We start from the raw sequence: 17,895 nt of genomic DNA, 5'->3' as shown, positions 1-17,895 counted from the left end.
GTAAGCCCTAGGGTAACACGGCCGGCCGTTGGGCCAGTAGGTACGCAATGCGCGCCTGCTGGCCCAATGTGTCGGCCCGTTGCGTTAAGTCTTTGCCTGTGAAGTACTGGTAGCTCACCGCTGGCCTGCCCATGCTGCCTGGCCCAGTGCGCAGTAGCTCTAGCGATTGCAGCGCCCCAGGAATGCGGGCCCCAAACCAGTTAGGGTCGGCCTGCTGCCGCCAGGTGAGCAGGGCCAGTACCTCGCCCGGCTGAGCGGCCCCGGTGCCCCCTAGGGCCGCCTGGCGGGCCCGGTCGTTGCCGTACAGGGTGGCCGTGGTAGCCTGCCGGCGGTTGATGAAAGTAGTGAGCACCCGCAATCCCAACATGCTGAAATTAAAAGTAGTGGGTAGCGAGGCGGCTTTGTTGAGCTGGCCGGCCGGCACCTTGTTTTGGCTACAGGCGCTGAGCGCCAGCAGGGCCCCTAGGGCGATGGGTTTAGTTTGCATGCGGGCTAGTGGCTGAGAGGTTGGGTAAAAACGAAATCGTTGTTTTTCATCGGCTGGTGGCAGCGGATGCACTCGGTAGTAAAGAGGGCAGTTTTGCCGTAGGGCACCAGCTTGGGGGTTTTGAAGCGGGCCCAGCCCCACCCTTTAGTAGCGGCGTACTTCTGGTCGTCCTTGAGCATGTATTCCACCTGCTTGAAGGCGCCAGGGCGCACGTTGCCCTGGGCATCGGCCAGCTGGTCCCAGGCCACTTTGGCGAAGGCCGTGCCGTTGGGCCAGGGATTGATGTGCTTGTCGCGGATAGCCTTCACGGCCACCGCATTGCCGAATATCACGCGCATGGTGCCGTTGTCGAAACGCTCGGTGGTGCTGATGGCCTGCCAATTTTTGTAGTCGGGCAGGTAGGCGATGCCGTTGGGCGCCACCGGCACGGCGGCGGGCTGAGCCGCGCCCGGCTGCCAGTGCCGGTACTGCCGGTCGGCGGCGTTGAGTTTGGCTGTGTCGGCGGGCGGGTTCTTGGCTAGGCTGGCTACGTATTGCTTGAGCACGGCCACGTCTTGGGCCGATACCTTGGCCGCGGGGTGCGCCAGAGTGTACTCGTTGAGTGGCATGGCCCCCGCAATAATTTGGTTAACCGCTTCCCAGAGCTTCGCCTTTTGGTCGGCAGGGGGCAGGCTCTGCCACGTGGAGAAATTCAGTCCGGCCCGGCCATCCTTCACGTGGTCAGCAACTTGCCAGTATACGGGTGCGACTTTATCGAACCAGCGTAGGTTGGTTTGGTTGGAATGACAGTCGTAACAGGCGCGCTGCACGATGCTTTTCACGGCCACCGGCGCCTGAAAATCACCCGTCACGGGCGGGTTCTCCAACGGTGGATGCACAAATTGGATGCCCACAAATGCGGCCCCCAACATGGCCCCGGCAGGCAGAAATAAGCGGCGGAAAGGCTTGGCAACGGCGCTCATAGCAAGGCGTTTTGAGATGCTGCTGCTGGCTGCCCGCATCTGCGCAGAACAGGGTCAGCTGTGCAACTGATTGATAGCCAAACTTACGGGTGCCCCTAAGCGGCTGCTAGGGCCTTGTGGCCAGTTGGCCTTATGCGGCTCTGAGTTGGCCTTTTTGGCCGCTGGCGGCTAAGCGAAGCGCTTCAAAAACTGCTGAATGGCCGCGTTGTAGCTGCGCGAGGAGCTGACGTGCTGCCCATTGGCCATGCGAAACAGGTACTCGCCATGGGCCCACGACTTGAATTCCGCAATGTGGTCGGTGTTGATGACAAACGAACGGTGGATGCGTAGGAAGCGGGCCGGGTCGAGCCGCTCGGCGAGTTGCGCTAGGGTGGTGCGCACCGGGTGCGCCGCGCGGGCCGTGTGTAGCAGCACGCCGCTGCCGGTGGCTTCGAGGTAGCACACCTCGGCCGCTGACACGAAAAACTGCCGCTCGGGCTGCTTCACCACAAACCGGTCTTGGTACTCGACCGCGGGGGGAGGAGCCGGACTGGGCGGCATGGGCCAGGCTTGGAGCAAAGCGGCTAGGTCGGCCCCAAGAACGTGGGTGTGGCGCTGCGCTACCTGTTGCTGCACCCGGCCCACGCACTCGGCAAACCGGTCGGGGTCAAGCGGCTTGAGTAAATAATCCACGGCATGCAGCCCAAAAGCAGCCACGGCGTACTGGTCGTAGGCCGTGACAAACACTACCAACGGCAGCGGCTGGCCGGCAGCCCGCAGGCGTTGCAGCACCTGCACCCCGTCGAGGTCCGGCATTTGCACGTCTAGAAACACCACGTCGTAGGCCCCAGTTTGCAAGGCACTTAGGGCTTCGGTGCCGCTCTGGCACTCGCCTGTGACGGTCATGTCGGGAAAATCGGCGAGCAGCTCGCGCACCAGGCCGCGGGCCAACGGCTCATCATCTACCAGCAGGGTGCGGATGCTCGTACTCATGCCGCTAGGGGGGAGGGGCCAGCGGGCGCCGCGGCCTGAAATGGTAGCGACAGCCGTAGGCAGTAGCCTTGGCCGGGCGCGGTTTCTACGCTCACATCATAGTCAGCACCGTAGCGGGTAGCCAAGCGGCTTTCGAGGTTGCGCAGCCCAATGCCGCGCACGGCAGTATCGGCGCTGCCCCGGCCGTTGTCTTGCACCTGCACCAGGAGGCGGCCGGCCTGCTGCCGGGCACTAATGGCCAGCTCGCCCACCCCCGCCTGCGGCGCCAGGCCGTGGCGCACGGCATTCTCCACCACTGGCTGCAACAGCAAGGCAGGTAGAATAGCAGCCTCCGCACCGGGCGCGATGTGGTAAGCCACCGCTAGGCGGTCGGGAAAGCGGGTTTGTTCGATTTCGAGGTAGAGGCACGTCAGGTGTAGCTCCTGAGCCAGCGTCACTTCTTGCGTATCACTGCCTTCGAGCACCAGGCGCAAAAACTGACTGAGTTGGGCGAGCATACGCCGGGCAGCCTTCACATCGGTGCCCATCAGGGCCGAAACGGCGTTCAGCGAATTGAATAGAAAGTGCGGCTGCAATTGCATTTTCAGGGCTTGCAGCTGCGCCTGCACAAGCTGGGTTTCTAGCTGCGCGGCCTGCACCTGGCCCTGGCGAAACCGCTCGCGGTACTGCACAGCGTAGGCCATGCACAGCAACATCCAATAAATAGGCACCCAGGTATTGGCATTCGCCACCACCGTGGTCAGCGAAAAACCCTCCGGCAGCATCCCAAATAAGGTCATCAGCCCAGCGTAGGCCAAGCGGTATATGAGCGCCAGCCCGTAGCTGGCGGCTGCGTGCACCAGCAGGTTGGGCAGCAAGCGGCGGCGCTCGGTGAGGTCGAAGCGCGTGGCCAGGGCAAAAACCACCGGCGTGAGCAGCCCCCAGATAAGGCCGTGCAGCAGCCGCCCCCCTAGGGTCTCGCCCCAGTGGGTAGGGGTGCCCGCCGATAAGTTTTGGGCGAATACCAGCACCACCATAAAACCGCTAAACAGCAGCCAGGCCAGCGCAATAACCGGCCCCGGCACCAGCGGCCGCCGAGGTATCGAAGTTGCGTGGGTGGGCTGAGTGGGCATAGTGTCAAAGATACCAGCTGCCTCGGCGCTCCCGAATGGCCGACTGCTAAGCTGGCTTATTGCCGCGCCAATGCGGCCTTTTTTGCGGCCTGCTAGCCGCTGGTACCATGCACGCAAACGGCCAGCTGCCCTAGGCCTGCTAGTAGCGCCGATAAGCGCACAACATGCTCGCCAAGTAAGTACTGACCTAGGGGCGGCTCCCTTCGAACACCGAGAGCCGCTGGGGGTAGCACTTTCAGGGTGTGGGGCAAAACAACCCGTCTACCACAGAAGCCGGGTCGGGCAGCCCGTTAATCTGTATCATAATTTTCGCCTTTTGTATCAGACCAGCCCTAGGGTGCCGCCGGAATTTTGTGCCATCACTTCACCACCAAAAACCAGATGGCAAAGACAATCTTCATCACCGGCGCTTCCCGCGGATTCGGGAAAATTTGGGCCGAAGCATTCCTGAAGCGCGGCGATAACGTAGCCGCTACTTCTCGCAACGTGGCCGGCCTGCAAGACCTGGCCGCGACCTACGGCGCCACCTTCCTGCCTCTCGCCCTCGACATCACCGACCGCGTGCAGTGCGTGGCCGCGGTGCAGCAAGCCCACGTCCAGTTCGGCTCGCTCGACGTTGTCATCAACAACGCTGGGTACGGTCTGTTCGGGGCCGTAGAGGAATTGGAGGAGCACCAAGTTCGGGACATTATCGACGCTAATTTGCTCGGCACGCTCTGGGTCACGCAGGCGGCCCTGCCCCTCATGCGGGCTCAGGGAAGCGGTCACGTTATCCAGCTATCCAGCGTGTTAGGTATTACCAGCGCACCGGCTTCGGGTATTTACAGTGCCACTAAGTTTGCCGTGGAGGGCCTCAGCGAAGCTCTTTACCACGAAGTAAAAGCATTCGGAATTCACGTCACGGTAGTCGAACCCAACGTTTTCAAGACCGACTTTGGCGGTGCCTCCGCCGTGCACAGCCCCACCATCGCCGCCTACGACCAGGCGAAAGCGTCGCTCTATGCCTTACCCGCTTTCCAGCCCGAAAACTATGGCGAGCCGGCGGCCACCGTGCCCGCCATCCTTGAGTTGGTTGATGCGGAGAACCCGCCGCTGCACCTGTTTATGGGGCGGGCTGCTTACCCCTGGGCGCAGCAAGTGTATGGCGAGCGCCTCGCCGAGTGGGCCGAGTGGCAGCCCGTGGCCGAGCAGGCCCACGGCTAGCCCGCCAGCCAGCAGTTCCGCGCCAGTGTAGGGCGGCGACTGATTTGGTTATCTTTAGTTTGTGGCTACCGGCCTAGGTAAGTACTCCGACCATGAGACATTTCAAGAGCATCAGCGAGTTTCACCGCTCTTGCGGGTATCCGCCGCCCCAGCATCCGTTGCTGAGTTTGCTCACGTGCCAGCAGTTGTTGCATTGCTCGTTTGGCGATGCGCCGCTGACCACGGATTTCTACATGATTAGCTTCCGCAAAATGAAAGCGGGCGGCCGGTTTCTCTACGGCAAAACCAGCTACGAACACGAGGCTGGCGCGCTGTCGTTTGTGCAGCCCCGGCAGGCGATGCAAATCACCGACCTCCAGCTTATTGAAATGGCCTTCGTGCTCATCATTCACGAAGACTACCTATTGGGAAGCGCCCTGCACAGCGAGATAAAAAAGTACGGCTTCTTCGACTACGAAGTCAACGAGGCCTTGCACCTGGCCCCGCGCGAGGAGCAGATATTGTGGGAGTTATATCATCAGATTGGCTTCGAGTACGGCAATAACCAAGACGAGTACAGCCGCGACATCATCCTGACGCACCTAGCCTCCATCCTCAAATATTCGCAGCGCTTCTATAAGCGTCAGTTTCTCAATCGTAGCGCCTTGTTGGGCAGCACAGTAGCGCGGTTCACGGCCTTGCTCACAGCTTATGCTGAGGATGGGCAGCTACAGCGAGAAGGACTGCCCACGGTGAAGTACCTAGCCGACAAGCTACACACCTCGCCCCGCTACCTCACCGACTTGCTGAAGCAGGAAACGGGCAAAACGGCCCTCGACCACATCCACCTGTTTTTGCTGGGTGAGGCCCGCAACCTGCTCCTAGGTACCGACAACACGATTGCCCAAACGGCCTACCAACTCGGCTTCGACAACCCGACGTATTTCTCACGTCTCTTCAAGAAACAAATCGGCTTGACGCCTCGCGAGTACCGGGCCCAGTTTCTGAATTGATTTTCTAACCTTCTGTAAGCAACACCTACTAGCCTTGGCCATTCGGTTGGAGCTGGCGGGGAGGACTTATCGGTACTGAGTTGATACGCGAGTTTGCTTAACAATTCTGATAGCTGTATCACTAGGATATCGGTTGTTCACCACCAACCCGCGTTCCTAGAGCCACCTTATTTCTTATGCCCCTATGTACCAGCAGATATTAGCTAATGTAGCCCTCCACATCACTCTGACGCCTGAGGAGGCTCTCTCCTTCACCCACCTGCTGGGCACGCAGCAAGTGGCGAGCGGCGAACACCTGCTGGTAATGGGCGAGCGGGCTGCTAGTCTCTGGTTTGTAGAAAGTGGCTGCGTGCGCACGTACACGACCGATGCCCAAGGGCGAGAACACAATCTGGCTTTCTCGACCGAGGGTTGGTGGTGCACCGACTCGGCCAGTTTTTTTGAGGGTGGCCGGGCCACGCTGGCCCTGCAAGCCTTAGAAACGACTAGCCTCTTCTCGCTCAGTTTGCCCGATTTGGAGCAGTTATGCACCCAGGTGCCCAAGTTTGAGCGCTTCTTCCGGCTGCTTTCCCAAAGGGGCTACCAGTTGCTCGAGCGCCGGCTGGTGTCGATGCTGCGCCTGACGGCCGAGGCGCGCTTCACGCGCTTCCATCGGCAATACCCACGCCTCCTCAACCGCGTGGCGCAAAGGCATATTGCGGCTTACCTAGGCGTCACGCCCGAGTTTTTGAGCATGTTGCGCCGCAAGCATACTCCGCCGACACGTTCTTAAAGTAGTTTAAGTAGGAGGGAGGAGTAGCAAAGCGTGCTTTGCAGCCACGTTTTACTACTTTTTAAGCTACCTCCTGCAATGCTGGATACCCCTCCCGACCTGCGTCTCGACGCCATAGTAGCCGCCGCGGCGGCCTTGCCTGCTGAGCAGCCCGTCGTGATGCTCAATCTGCTGCGTTACCGCGCCCAGGCCGCCTACAACGCCCCCACCACTGAGCCGCCACTTACTGGGCAGCAAGCATTTCAGGCGTACGTTGACGCCTTTCTACAGTACAATGACCCAGCTGAGTTCACCATCGTCTTTCAGGGTACAGCCCAGGCACAACTCGCCGGCTTACCCGGCGAGCAGTGGGACGCCGTCGCCCTGGTAGAATACCGGAACCTAGGCGTTTTTCGGCGCTGGGTGGAGAGCGAGTTTTACATTAATCAGGTGGCACCTATCCGCCGGGCTGCCCTGGCCGACTGGCGCCTGCTGTTGCTTACCCGTCCGAGCACCCAGGGGGAAGCTGATACGGGCTATCTGCGTGGGCTGACGGCCCAGGAGACAAACTACTAATGCGGCGCATTGCTGGGCGATAGCCAATAGCTGCAAGGCTTGTCAAGTGGCAAAAGCTGGGGCGTGTCGTCGCGATGGTAGACGACACGCCCCAGCTGTTCAAGTCGGCGCGGAAACTCCTTAGTGGCTCGAGCATTTTTGGGCGAGGCAATCGAGCTGCTAGCAGTTGGCTTACCTGGCACCTGTGTTGAGGACGCGCCGCCTAAATGTCTTGAGTACCGGCGGGCTGCCCGCCGCGCCGGCCACCGGCTGCAGCGTCAGCAGCGAGTCGCCTACCAGCGCGTAGGTATAGGTTTGGGCCACGCTGTCGGGCCTAGGGCCGAGCTGTAGCTGGTGGTGTTGGCGGTCGAGCTTGTACCAGCTGAGGCGCTTGTTGAGGCCTGCCGGGCCAGCCTCTTCGTAGCTGCCATACGTGCCGAAGTAGCTTCGCTGGCGGTCAACCGGATTGGCCGGCTCGGGCTGCAATACCCACTCGTTAGGGTGGCGGTGGTGCCAGTCGCCGGTCAGTTCGTCGGATTGGCGGGCGTAATCTAGCAACTGACTGCCTATCAGGCCTGCCACCACTGCGACCAGTAACAGGTTAATGCCCGTTTCCCAGCCGTTGAGGCGGTACGTGCGCTCGCGCTGTAAGATGATAAGTAAGATAGCCTTGATGTTAGACCACTCAAACACCAGTAGACCCACGTTCAGGACCAGCAGTACTTGCGCTGTAAGACGGGTTTCGGGCCAGAGGGTAAACGCCTCGTTGACTAGCAGCACGTTCAGCGTCAGGGGCAGTAGCAGCATGGCCCCTAGTAGGGTCGTGCGCCGAAATAGCAGCAGTAGCGCGGGCACCAGCTCCAGCACCCCCAGCAGCACCTGAAACCAACCCGCATGCCCCAGAAACGCCCATGCTAGAAGCGGGCCCGGGAGCTGCTCGAGCGGCTGCTGCCACGTGTGCAGGGGCAGCACAACGAATTGCAGCTGCAGGAGCTTAGAAACAGCGTAGGGAATCATGGTCAAGCCCAAGCCGTAGCGACACAGGCCTAAGTAAAACTCCCGGCTTTTCAGAAAAGTGAACACGCGGTTCATGAAGGGACGCGCCACCGGCTAGTGCAAGAAGAAGCGAGGCTGCACCAGCTTTGTCACGTTTGGCGCGCAAAGTAGGGCGGGAAAGCGGGCTTTGCCAGCAGCAGCTCGGCCAGCCACCTTCTTGGGGCGGCTACTCATCCTAGGTTTCACATTACACTGAATGAAAACCATTGGTGAAGAGTAGTCGGTCTGGCTCTAAAAGCGAGCAACCTAGCCCGCCTTACAGCGTAGTTTGTTGCTTGGTAGCCAGTCAAAGACTATTGTAGTTTCCATGCTTCCACAAACTGGTGTGGCTGGTCGAGATATATAGCTAAGCGCCTACCTGTACGTTGGATACCATAAGGGCCTTTTATAGTAACTGGCTGGCTAAAGGTGAGTAATAGGTTTGGGGGCGTGAAAAGTAGCTTCGTTAGATTAAGCAGGTCAGGGGCCGGCGTAGGATTGTCACGTAAGGGCACAACAGCTACTAGTTCTGCTACTGGCACCGTCAACTGCCATACAGAGCCCACATGTAGGTGCAACGTATCAGCCGTGAGCAGCACAGGCCGTAACCGGACGGCATGCGCATGGGCCAGGAGCATAATTAGTGTGTAAGCATCAACCAGCAAGAGCCAGCCCGCGAGGTGCGCACTCCATAAAGAGGCTAGCAGATGCACCACAACCGTTTCAACCACTAACGCAATGCCTAGCACACTGGCGAAGGCCGTAAAGCCTGAGTCACGATAGGAAGTAAAGACCGTGGCTTGCGGTGTTATTTCGGGCTGAGACCACCAGCCGAGCACGGCATAGCGCAGCATTTCGACCTCTGCGACGAGTAAGACGCCTGCTGCCCCTAGCGTTTGCTGCACAGTGAGTTGCGCACAGGGCCAGAAGTGCGGCTGCTGTTGATACGCTTGCTGGTAGCTTCGCACGAGTCGCCGGCCTTTGGCCACGAGTAGCAGTAGCGTAGTACCCTCCAAGAGGGCCGGCAAGAAATGTAAGGCTTGCAGCGGGGCCTGCTGGGCAACTGGTAATAGCCAATAAGCCAGTGCTAGACAGGCTCCTATTACGCCGACCAAACTGCTGAGGGGCAGCTGATAGCGCCGCACCATTAGCCAATAGAAAAGAGCAGGTATGCCAACGAGTAGGTCGAAGGTAACCGCGTAGGGGAGTATGGGGCGTTGACTGAAGAGTACCGAGGTGGTAATCATCAGCTCTATGCCGATAAGCAGCAGTAGCAGAAATCCAAACCAGAGAGCAGGTCGAAGGCGACCTAGCGAGTACGAAACAGTCATAAGCAAACGACTAAGTGGCCTAAGCCTGGAAGCTACGCATATAATCGCTGGAATGGAAAGGCCTAGGGCTGTCTACCTTCTGTAAGTCCCAGGGACTCGAAGGCAGGAACAACTAACTAAGTATTTGAGGCCAGGAGCTGCTGGTAGAGCCAATAGGAGTAGCCATAGCTTAACCCTACTATGCCCAGTACTACGAGTAATAAGGCAGGCTCAAACCATGTCAGCGGGCCTAGTACTGCCAAGGCCAGGAGGCCCAGCCCACCTCCAAAGAGTAGGCGACCTACAAGCCGATGCGTTTTTAGCCAAACAATATCGCTCTCCAATGCCCACGGCGTGCGGATACCTAGGAAATAGTTGGGTTGCACGGTCGTGAGGTAGTTGCCGACCAAAGCTAGAAATAAGGAGATGCCAGCTCCCATTTTCCAGTCGGGTAATTGCTCGGGATGCAAGGCTAGGTAGAGGCAATAACAAGCTGACGCACTAAGGCCTGCTACTAGTAGCAGCGATAGTTTGTGAAAGCTGCGGCTATCGGCCGCTAGCCGTCGGCGTGGGTCAAAGCGAGGCAGAAAAGTCAGTATCAGATACGTACCAATTGGCAGGGCCGAAGTAAGCAGCCATACATGGCTGCGGCTGGTGTAGTTATCAATGCTACCGATGCCGAAATGAGAGGGAATACGGGAGGGTAGCGCCGGCCAGGCCCAAATCAAATACAGCGTAGGTAACACCAGCACAAGAAATGATAGCAAGTGCCAAATAGAAAGCGAACGTTTCATAAGAAAACCAGCTAATAGTTAGGACTTGAACTGCAGCAGCCAGCTCAGGAGGTCATCCAGGACGGTTGTAGTCAAGGAATAAGTAATGTATAGTCCTTGCTTATGGCTAGTCACCAATTCAGCTTGGCGGAGCAAGTCGAGGTGGTGGCTAATGGTAGGTTTGGACAGGTGAAATTGCTCGGCGATGTCGCCAGCCGTCAGTGGGCCCTCACGGAGCAATTCCAAAATGGCGCGTCGTGTCGGGTCATGTAGGGCCTTGAACAGCAAATTCATCGCCCTAATATACTTGCTAATTAGATATTCATCTAATTAGTCGAGCCTAACACTATAAATAAACATCAGCTAGTTGAGCTAATGTATCAATGTGTAGCAAGTAGTCCTGAGCTAATAAGCGGCTATTGTTTTCGGCAGTTCTCTATATTCGCTCTCCACTTGGGCCCTGCTTTGGCAAGGGCACTGAGCAAGCCTATAAGTGGCATCAGGGCCTTGCTCAGTAGTCGCTACCCTCGTTACCCAGAATGACGTTCAGTTTCTTTGCGACGCCCGATTTTGATTTTATCACCCAGTTTGCGCAGTACCTGCAGGTGCCCGAGCACCTAGGCCAGGTGGTGCTGCCCGAGCACCTAGGCCAAGGCTACGTGCGCAAGTTGCTGTTCGGGGCCGACTTCAAGCTCACTATTCATCGCTATGTGCTGCGCGAAGACCTGCTTATCAAGCGCCAGGCATTTGGTGGGGGCAGCGACCAGATTACTATCTTCTTCTACAATAACGAGCAGCCGCTGGACATTGCCTACACCAACCATGCGCAGGTCCGGTTTTCGCAGCGCGACGAGTCGGCAGTTCAGCTGACTTCCAATGATTTGAGCTCCACTATCTGCTTCCCTGCGCACCACGCTGTGCATTACTTGGTGGTCGCCATCAAAGCACCCCGGCTGAAGGCGATGCTGGCGGGTAGCGAGTCTCATGCGGTGCTGAGCACCCTAACGGAAGCGGACAACTCGTTTCTGTTTTTCGAGCGGATGACGGCCGAAGCCAAGCTGTTGCTCAAGCACATCACGGAAGTAAACCAGCAGGACAGCCTCAGTCATTTCTATACCCAGGTGAAGGTGCAGGAGCTGCTGTACCTGGTATTTCGGCAGCTGGTGCTGCGCGAATCGGCCCCGCACCAGCCTATCAACAGCGCCGACGCCGAGCGGTTGCTACAAGTGCACAACCTGCTGCTTAGCGACCTCAGCACGCCGCCCGTGTTGCGCGAGCTGGCCCAGCAGGCGGCCATGAGCGAAACCAAGCTCAAGCAGCTCTTCAAGCAGACCTTCGGCAGCTCGGTGTACACCTACTACCAGCAGGCCCGCATGAAGGAAGCGGCTTTTTTGCTGAAACAGGGTCAGCACTCGGTGGCCGAGGTAGGCTACGAGCTGGGCTTTTCCAACCTAAGCCATTTCAGCCGACTGTTTGAGAAGCATTACGGCCTCAACCCCAAGCGCTACGCGCAGTCCTAGGGGGTGTTAGCCGAGGTAATTGGGCGGGAACACCTGCTGCCCGTACTCCTGAGCCAGCGCCTGAATGCGCTGGATAGCTGCCGCGTCGAGCACCGGCGGCGGTAGAAACTGGCCGGGGGCTACCGGCTCGCCGATTTCCTGGAAGAACTCTTCCAAACCCGCTGGCACCACCGTGCACAGCAGCCGGGCCGGCTGCGTGCTTTTGTTTTTGAAGCCGTGCACCACGCCCCCCTTAGGAATGCGGATAAACGAGCCAGCCGCCGCTGTGTACGTGCCAGCCTCCGATTTGACTTCTACCTCGCCCGCTACCACGAAGAAGGTTTCCTCGATGTCGGCGTGGGCGTGCGGGCCGGGGCCACCGCCAGGCGGCACCAGCATGTCGATGGTGGCGTAGGTGCCGGCCGTGTCTTTGCCGCCGGCCAGAATGCGGTAGTTGCTGCCCATCACGGCCAGCGTTTCGCCCTGCTCGGGCCCTAGGGTAACGGGGGACTGCTTGTGCGTTTCCATGTGGAGGAGTAAAAGTGTGGGGCAAAGGTGAGGGGGCCGCGGCCCCTGGTACTACTCCAAAAAGGCACAAAAACAGTCCAATGCGACAGCCTGGTTTAGTTGCCCGATAGAGCTGATTTTCTGCCTTTTTGGAGTAGGGGTAGGGGCCACAGGCCGCCCACCTTTGCCAAGCGATTTGAGACCCACAATAGCCTGAGCCAGAACTAGGGCCTAGGTGACCTCGTGGCAACGACGCTGGGCGCCTCGCTCAAAAGCCGCCCATTCCTACCTCACATTTTCACTTACCCAACGCCATGCGTAAAGTACTGTATAACCGATTTGGTGACGAACAAGTCCTGGAGGTGCAAGAACAACCTACCCCCACCATCGCCAAAAATCAGCTGCTGATTCAAGTAAAAGCGACTTCCATTAACCCCCTGGATTGGAAAATTTACCGGGGCGAAATGAAGCTCTTGTCGGGGTCAAAGCTGCCCAAGGGCGTCGGCATCGACTTTGCGGGCGTCGTTGCCCAGGTGGGCCCTGGCGTCACACGCTTTCGATTGGGCGACTCCGTATTCGGCCTGCTGGACGTTTTCAAAGGTGGGGCCTTAGCCGACTATGTCGTTGTCACGGAGGCAGTTATTGCGCCTAAGCCAGCTGCTATTTCGTTTGACCAGGCAGCATCTCTGCCGGTAGCTGGACTGGCTGCTTTACAGATTGTCGACCAGTTGGCCGTCATTGGCCGGGGCCACGAGGTATTGATAAATGGGGCGACCGGAGGCGTGGGGATGTTTGCCATTCAGCTGGCTAAAAAACGCGGCGCTCGGGTCACAGCCGTGGTCGGCCCAGCGGGTGTGCAACGGGCCACCCAGCTGGGGGCAGATGTAGTCATTGATTACACCAAGCAGGATGTCCGCCAGTTGACGCAGCAGTTTGACGCTGTTATTGACCTGTCAGACAAGCTCACCTTTAAAGCGGCCAAGAAGCTACTGAAGCCTGGGGCCACGTTTGTCAATACGCTGCCTTCGCCGCAAAGCCTTGTTCTTTCATTTTTTCACAACCTTTTCTCATCTAGAAAGCGCAAGATTCTTATCCTGAAGCCCACAGCGGCGGGCCTCAACACCCTAGCAAGCTTCGCTCAGGACGGGCTGCAAATTCCGGTGGAGCAGGTGTATGACCTAGCCAACGTCCGGCAGGCCTACCAGGAGACCAGCCAGGGTAAAGTGAAAGGCAAAGCCGTGGTAGTGCTCGGCTGAGAGTAGCAGCCAGCTAGGTCTGACGTCTAGAACGCAGCGGAGCGAGACTGGCAGCCTACAGTCGGCTGCTACACAGCTTCCTGGCTATCTCAGCCTCTGCGTTATATTCGTTACCTGTCGCTGAACATATTCCTAGCTCGTCCAGTCATTCTTGTTACGCTCGTTTCCCTCATTACTTGTTGGCCTGCTTGAGCACCGCAATAAGCGCTACTCCTGCTTTAATAGCCTTTGGGGCTGGGTTCTGCTGACCTGCCTCTTGGGCATGGCGCCGGCCGCTGTGGCCCAACCTGCTCTACCGAGTGAGTTCCGCTTCGAGCACCTTAGTGTGGATGAGGGCCTCGCGCATAGTGACGCCACGGCCGTCACGCAGGATAAGACCGGCTTTATTTGGGTGGGCACCAACCACGGCCTAGACCGCTACGATGGCTATGAGCTAAAGCCGTATGCCCTGCCAGTAAACGCACTAAATGGATTGTCGGCCAATCGTATCCGAATACTATACTCCGACCGGGCGGGTCAGCTTTGGGTGGGTACCGAGCGCGCCGGCCTAAGTTTTTACGACGCCAGCCATGACCGTTTTCGGAGCCTGGCCGCGCAGTCGGTGTCGCCGCCTGAGCGGCGCCTGCTGCGCCATTTGGCGCAGGCAGATGTGTCGTCGCTGGTGTCCGACACGCGGGGCCGGCTTTGGGTGGGCACCAGCCAAGGGTTATTTGTGCTAACCCTCGGGCCGGACCACCAGCAGGTGCAGAGCTTGGCACTTATCCCCCCAGCGGCAGCGCCAAGGCAGGCATTTACTGTGAGCGCCTTGGCCATTGACCAGCAAGGCAACCTCTGGGTAGGCGCGTACAACGTGGGCCTACAGGTGGTGGATGCCACTGCGGCCCGGCCGGTAGCCCGCGCTACCCCCGTTGCCACGGCCAGCGTACGGGCTCTGCACCTAGACCGCCGTGGTGACCTGTGGGTGGGTACCAACCATACGGTACTGTGGGTGCACGGCGCGGCGGGCCGCCGCCCGGAAGAGTTGACGGCCACAGCCTTGCCGCAGCGGCTGCCGTTTTTGCAGTCGCTGCATCTTGACTCGTTTAACCGCCTGTGGGTGGGCACTATCTATGGGCTTTACGTGTGGGAGCCCGGGCCGCCGGCCGCCAATTACCCGCCTCTGCAGCCTACCCCACCGCACCGCTTTCTGCCTAGTGATGGGGAAACGCATAGCCTCAATGCCGAGCAGGTCTACCAGATTTTTGAGGACCGCAACCAGCTGCTGTGGCTGTGCGCGGCAGCTGGGGGACTTAATTGGGTAAATCTGCGGCAGAAGCCTTTTGGACGCATTCGCCAGCAGTTGTTGGGCCAAGCTACGCTGCCCAATAACTATGTCAACGCCATTTATAAAGAGGAAGCGCGCAACTTGCTCTGGTACGGCACACGTAATGGGGCTGCGTGTTACAACTTGACAACTAGGCAGTTTGGTTACTACTTCAACCAGCAGCCCGACGCTTCGGAGGGCAACGTGTTATCCATCTTTCAAAGCTCTAACGGGACGCTATGGTTTGGCACCCGCGGCAATGGCCTGATGGCACTTACCCGCATCCATGGCCACGACCACTGGACAACGTATACGACCGTGGGCAAAGGGGCTCTAGAGCTGAGCCAACTTAGTATCGAAAGCATCGCCGAAGACCGGTACGGCATGCTCTGGCTAGGAACTCGCGAGGGGGGGCTGTACCACCTCACCCAGGATGGAAGGTTGTTGAATGCCTACTCGGCTCCCCACCACCCGCTGCCCACTGCGCAGTTCACGTACCTGCTCTACGACCGCACGAAAGACGTGCTGTGGGCGAGCACCTGCGACGCGGGGCTGCTCAAGCTGCGCGTCACGCTCGACTCGGTGGTCGTAATGCGGCAATTTGCTTATCACTCGCCGCCAGGGCAGCGTCTGCAAGTAAACTACACGTGGCCGTTGCTTTTTGACCGGCAGGGAGCGCTCTGGATTGGTACTATCGGCGGGGGGCTGCACCAGCTTGTGACTGATGCCAAGGGTAGGGAGATGGTACGCTCGTACCAGCCGGAGCTTCCGGAGAGCGAAGTAGAGAGTTTGCTGGCCGACGATGACGGCAATCTCTGGGTGGGGGGGACCGGACTCTACCGTTTCCGACCCGGCACCGGCCAGTACCTGCGCTACGACGTATCGGACGGGTTGCAGAGCAACGCTTTTAAGGTGGGGGCCGCCTACCGGGCGCAAGATGGCACGCTTTACTTCGGTGGTAAAAATGGTATTAGCTACTTTCAGCCGCGGGCTGTTCAGCCTAATCCGTATCCTCCCGTGGTGCAGTTGACCGGCCTGCGCGTGCACAACGAGCCAGTAGGAGTGGGCACCCAACTGCACGGCCGGGTACTGCTGGCGCAAGCCCTGGCCGTGCCACAGCAGCTAACTATTAAGGCGTCGGAAAACGATTTCTCGGTTGATTTTGTGGCCCTGAACTTCGCCAGCCCGCAAAAAACCCGCTACGCGTACCAGTTAGAAGGCTACCACCACGGCTGGGTGCAGCCGGCGGCGGGCCAGCGCACTGCCAGCTTTGCCAACCTGCCGCCTGGCCATTACACCCTGCGCGTGAAGGCCAGCAACGGCGAGGGCGTGTGGTCGCGGCAGCCGGCCTCGATGCAGTTTACGGTGCTCGCGCCCTGGTACCGCACCGGGTGGGCATACCTATTGTATGCCCTAGCCGCCCTAGGCGCCGTTGCCATTTACCGACGCATAGAGCTAAGGCAGCAGCGCTTGCAGAGCCAGCTGGTGCTAGAGCAGTTTCAGGCGGAGAAAGAAAAGGAACTGACTGACCTAAAGCTTGGCTTCTTCACCAACATCTCGCACGAACTGCGCACGCCGCTCACGCTTATCCTAGGGCCCCTCGAAGAGCTGATAACCGGTGCCGGGTCAGGCGAGGCAAAGCGCCAGGACAAGCTGCAACTCATGCACCGACAGGCGCGCAAGCTGCTGGAGCTGGTCAACCAATTGCTGGATTTCCGGAAGGTAGAAATGGGCCACGTGCCGCTGCGTGCCAGCCATGATGATGCAATAAGCTTTTTGACCAGCCTCTACCCCGTATTCCGCCTGCGAGCCGAGGAAAAGGGCATCGATTATGGGCTGGACATCCCGGCCGAGCCGGTGCGGCTGTACTTCGACCGCAGCAAGCTGGAAATCATCCTGACCAACCTGCTGGCTAATGCCTTTACCTACACACCCGCCCACGGCCGCGTCGAGCTGGCCGCGACAGTTGTCGGCAATCCGGGTGGAGAAGCTGTGTACAGCCAAGAGCAACTGGTTGGTAATTATCTCGAAATCACCGTTAGTGACACGGGTACCGGTATTCGGGCCGGTGAGTTGGCGCGCATTTTTGACCCCTACTACCAGGCGGCGCACACCGCGGCGCGGCGCATTGGGGGCACAGGTATTGGCTTGTCGCTTGCCAAGCAGTTTGCCGAGCGCCACCAGGGCCGGCTTAACGTGGTGAGTACGGAAGGGGTGGGCACTACCTTCGAGCTGCGCCTGCCCTTCGGCCGCCAGCATCTGCACCCCGACGACGTGCAGCCTGAAAGCCCTACCACAGAGCTGGCCACTGACGCACCGGCCTTGCTACCGCCTAGCGAGCCCGACCTAGGGCCTCCCGCGCTGGCGGCGAAGCTACCGAGCCTGCTGCTGGTAGAAGACAACGACGAAGTGCGGCAGTACCTGAGCCAGCTGTTTGAGGACAGCTACGAGGTGCTGACCGCCGAGGACGGCCAGGCAGGCTGGAAGAAAGCCCTAGGTCACTTGCCCGACCTAATTATTTCGGATGTGATGATGCCCCACAGCGATGGTTTAGACCTCTGCCGGCAGCTCAAGCAGCACCCCAAAACCGGGCATATTCCGGTGGTACTGCTCACGGCTCGCACCGCTGCCTTGCACGAGCTAGAAGGCATAGGCGTGGGGGCCGACGATTACGTAAGCAAGCCTTTCAACCCGCAGGTGCTGCAAGCCAAGGTGCAGACGCTGCTGCGCAACCGCTGGCAGCTGCGCGAATATTACCAGCGTCAGATTTTGCTGGAGCCCACCGAAATCGTGGTAGCTGATGCCGACCGGCAGTTTCTGGACGCGGCCATGGCCGCTGTAGAGCGCAACCTCGACAACCCCGAATTTAGCGTGCAGATGCTGGCGCGTGAGGTGGGCCTGAGCCAGTCGCTGTGCTACCGGCGCCTCAAGGGCGTGACGGGTCAGACGGCGGTTGAGTTTATTCGGGATGTGCGCATGAAGCGCGCCGCCCAGCTACTTGCCCAAACCCAGATGCGCGTCTCAGAAGTTGCCTTCCAAGTGGGCATCGTGGACGAGAAATACTTCCGCAAAACGTTTCAGAAAATCTACGGTGTAGTGCCCTCCGAATATATTCGGCAGCATCGGCTCAGCCGAGAATCATCGGCTTCCGCTAGCTAGCGACCGGCCCCGACCTAGG

General features: G+C 59.1%; 16 protein-coding genes. 7 read left to right on the top strand and 9 right to left on the bottom strand.

The window, feature by feature from the left end; all coding sequences use genetic code 11:
• Positions 1–7: 7 nt before the first annotated feature.
• The 4 genes from FNT36_RS04130 to FNT36_RS04115 all read right to left on the bottom strand — a co-directional run bounded on the left by FNT36_RS04130 (position 8) and on the right by FNT36_RS04115 (position 3,533).
• Entirely contained in the window at positions 8–487 is a 480-nt protein-coding gene (locus tag FNT36_RS04130) for a hypothetical protein (RefSeq protein WP_144844634.1), read from the bottom strand.
• 5 nt (positions 488–492) lie between these two features.
• Positions 493–1,449 (bottom strand): heme-binding domain-containing protein, encoded by a 957-nt coding sequence (locus FNT36_RS04125; protein ID WP_144844632.1) that lies wholly within the window; start codon positions 1,447–1,449, stop codon positions 493–495.
• Positions 1,450–1,617: 168 nt separating this feature from the next.
• On the bottom strand, positions 1,618–2,421 hold the full coding sequence (locus FNT36_RS04120) for a LytR/AlgR family response regulator transcription factor (protein ID WP_144844630.1): 804 nt from the start codon (positions 2,419–2,421) through the stop codon (positions 1,618–1,620).
• Positions 2,418–3,533: a sensor histidine kinase gene (locus FNT36_RS04115; protein WP_144844628.1), complete on the bottom strand. Its 1,116-nt coding sequence runs from the start codon at positions 3,531–3,533 to the stop codon at positions 2,418–2,420. The genes FNT36_RS04120 and FNT36_RS04115 overlap by 4 nt, the downstream gene beginning before the upstream one ends.
• A gap of 381 nt (positions 3,534–3,914) precedes the next feature.
• Between FNT36_RS04115 and FNT36_RS04110 the strand changes: the two genes are divergently transcribed.
• From FNT36_RS04110 to FNT36_RS04095, 4 genes are all read left to right on the top strand, one after another.
• The gene (locus FNT36_RS04110; RefSeq protein ID WP_144844626.1) at positions 3,915–4,736 is read left to right on the top strand and encodes an SDR family NAD(P)-dependent oxidoreductase; all 822 of its coding nucleotides are present in this window, start codon (positions 3,915–3,917) and stop codon (positions 4,734–4,736) included.
• Between the two features lie 92 nt (positions 4,737–4,828).
• Positions 4,829–5,728: a helix-turn-helix domain-containing protein gene (locus tag FNT36_RS04105; RefSeq protein WP_144844624.1), complete on the top strand. Its 900-nt coding sequence runs from the start codon at positions 4,829–4,831 to the stop codon at positions 5,726–5,728.
• 184 nt (positions 5,729–5,912) lie between these two features.
• Positions 5,913–6,500, top strand: coding sequence for a Crp/Fnr family transcriptional regulator (locus FNT36_RS04100; protein WP_144844622.1), 588 nt, complete (start codon positions 5,913–5,915; stop codon positions 6,498–6,500).
• Between the two features lie 78 nt (positions 6,501–6,578).
• Positions 6,579–7,055: a hypothetical protein gene (locus FNT36_RS04095; protein WP_144844620.1), complete on the top strand. Its 477-nt coding sequence runs from the start codon at positions 6,579–6,581 to the stop codon at positions 7,053–7,055.
• A gap of 171 nt (positions 7,056–7,226) precedes the next feature.
• Here FNT36_RS04095 and FNT36_RS04090 read toward each other — a convergent pair whose 3' ends face one another.
• The 4 genes from FNT36_RS04090 to FNT36_RS04075 all read right to left on the bottom strand — a co-directional run bounded on the left by FNT36_RS04090 (position 7,227) and on the right by FNT36_RS04075 (position 10,446).
• Complete coding sequence (locus tag FNT36_RS04090) at positions 7,227–8,141, bottom strand: hypothetical protein (RefSeq protein WP_144844618.1); 915 nt, start codon at positions 8,139–8,141, stop codon at positions 7,227–7,229.
• 242 nt (positions 8,142–8,383) lie between these two features.
• Positions 8,384–9,400 (bottom strand): hypothetical protein, encoded by a 1,017-nt coding sequence (locus tag FNT36_RS04085; RefSeq protein ID WP_144844616.1) that lies wholly within the window; start codon positions 9,398–9,400, stop codon positions 8,384–8,386.
• A 116-nt stretch (positions 9,401–9,516) separates the two neighbouring features.
• The gene (locus FNT36_RS04080) at positions 9,517–10,173 is read right to left on the bottom strand and encodes an SdpI family protein (RefSeq protein WP_144844614.1); all 657 of its coding nucleotides are present in this window, start codon (positions 10,171–10,173) and stop codon (positions 9,517–9,519) included.
• An 18-nt stretch (positions 10,174–10,191) separates the two neighbouring features.
• Positions 10,192–10,446 (bottom strand): autorepressor SdpR family transcription factor, encoded by a 255-nt coding sequence (locus FNT36_RS04075; RefSeq protein WP_144844612.1) that lies wholly within the window; start codon positions 10,444–10,446, stop codon positions 10,192–10,194.
• 245 nt (positions 10,447–10,691) lie between these two features.
• On the opposite strand from FNT36_RS04075, the gene FNT36_RS04070 reads away from it, so the two are divergent.
• Positions 10,692–11,672, top strand: a complete 981-nt coding sequence (locus FNT36_RS04070) for a helix-turn-helix transcriptional regulator (protein ID WP_144844610.1) — start codon at positions 10,692–10,694, stop codon at positions 11,670–11,672.
• A gap of 6 nt (positions 11,673–11,678) precedes the next feature.
• Here FNT36_RS04070 and FNT36_RS04065 read toward each other — a convergent pair whose 3' ends face one another.
• A complete protein-coding gene (locus tag FNT36_RS04065; RefSeq protein WP_144844608.1) occupies positions 11,679–12,179 on the bottom strand; it encodes a cupin domain-containing protein in 501 nt (166 codons plus the stop codon).
• A gap of 293 nt (positions 12,180–12,472) precedes the next feature.
• Here FNT36_RS04065 and FNT36_RS04060 point away from each other — a divergent pair, with 293 nt between their 5' ends.
• Complete coding sequence (locus tag FNT36_RS04060) at positions 12,473–13,414, top strand: NAD(P)-dependent alcohol dehydrogenase (protein WP_144844606.1); 942 nt, start codon at positions 12,473–12,475, stop codon at positions 13,412–13,414.
• A 262-nt stretch (positions 13,415–13,676) separates the two neighbouring features.
• Positions 13,677–17,876, top strand: coding sequence for a two-component regulator propeller domain-containing protein (locus FNT36_RS04055; protein ID WP_144844604.1), 4,200 nt, complete (start codon positions 13,677–13,679; stop codon positions 17,874–17,876).
• Positions 17,877–17,895: the final 19 nt, after the last annotated feature.

The organism is Hymenobacter setariae (genome assembly GCF_007713685.1).
GTDB classification, from domain to species: Bacteria; Bacteroidota; Bacteroidia; order Cytophagales; family Hymenobacteraceae; genus Hymenobacter; species Hymenobacter setariae.
The sequence above is the reverse complement of the archived record's forward strand: the minus strand, read 5'-3'. Positions and strand labels throughout refer to the sequence as shown.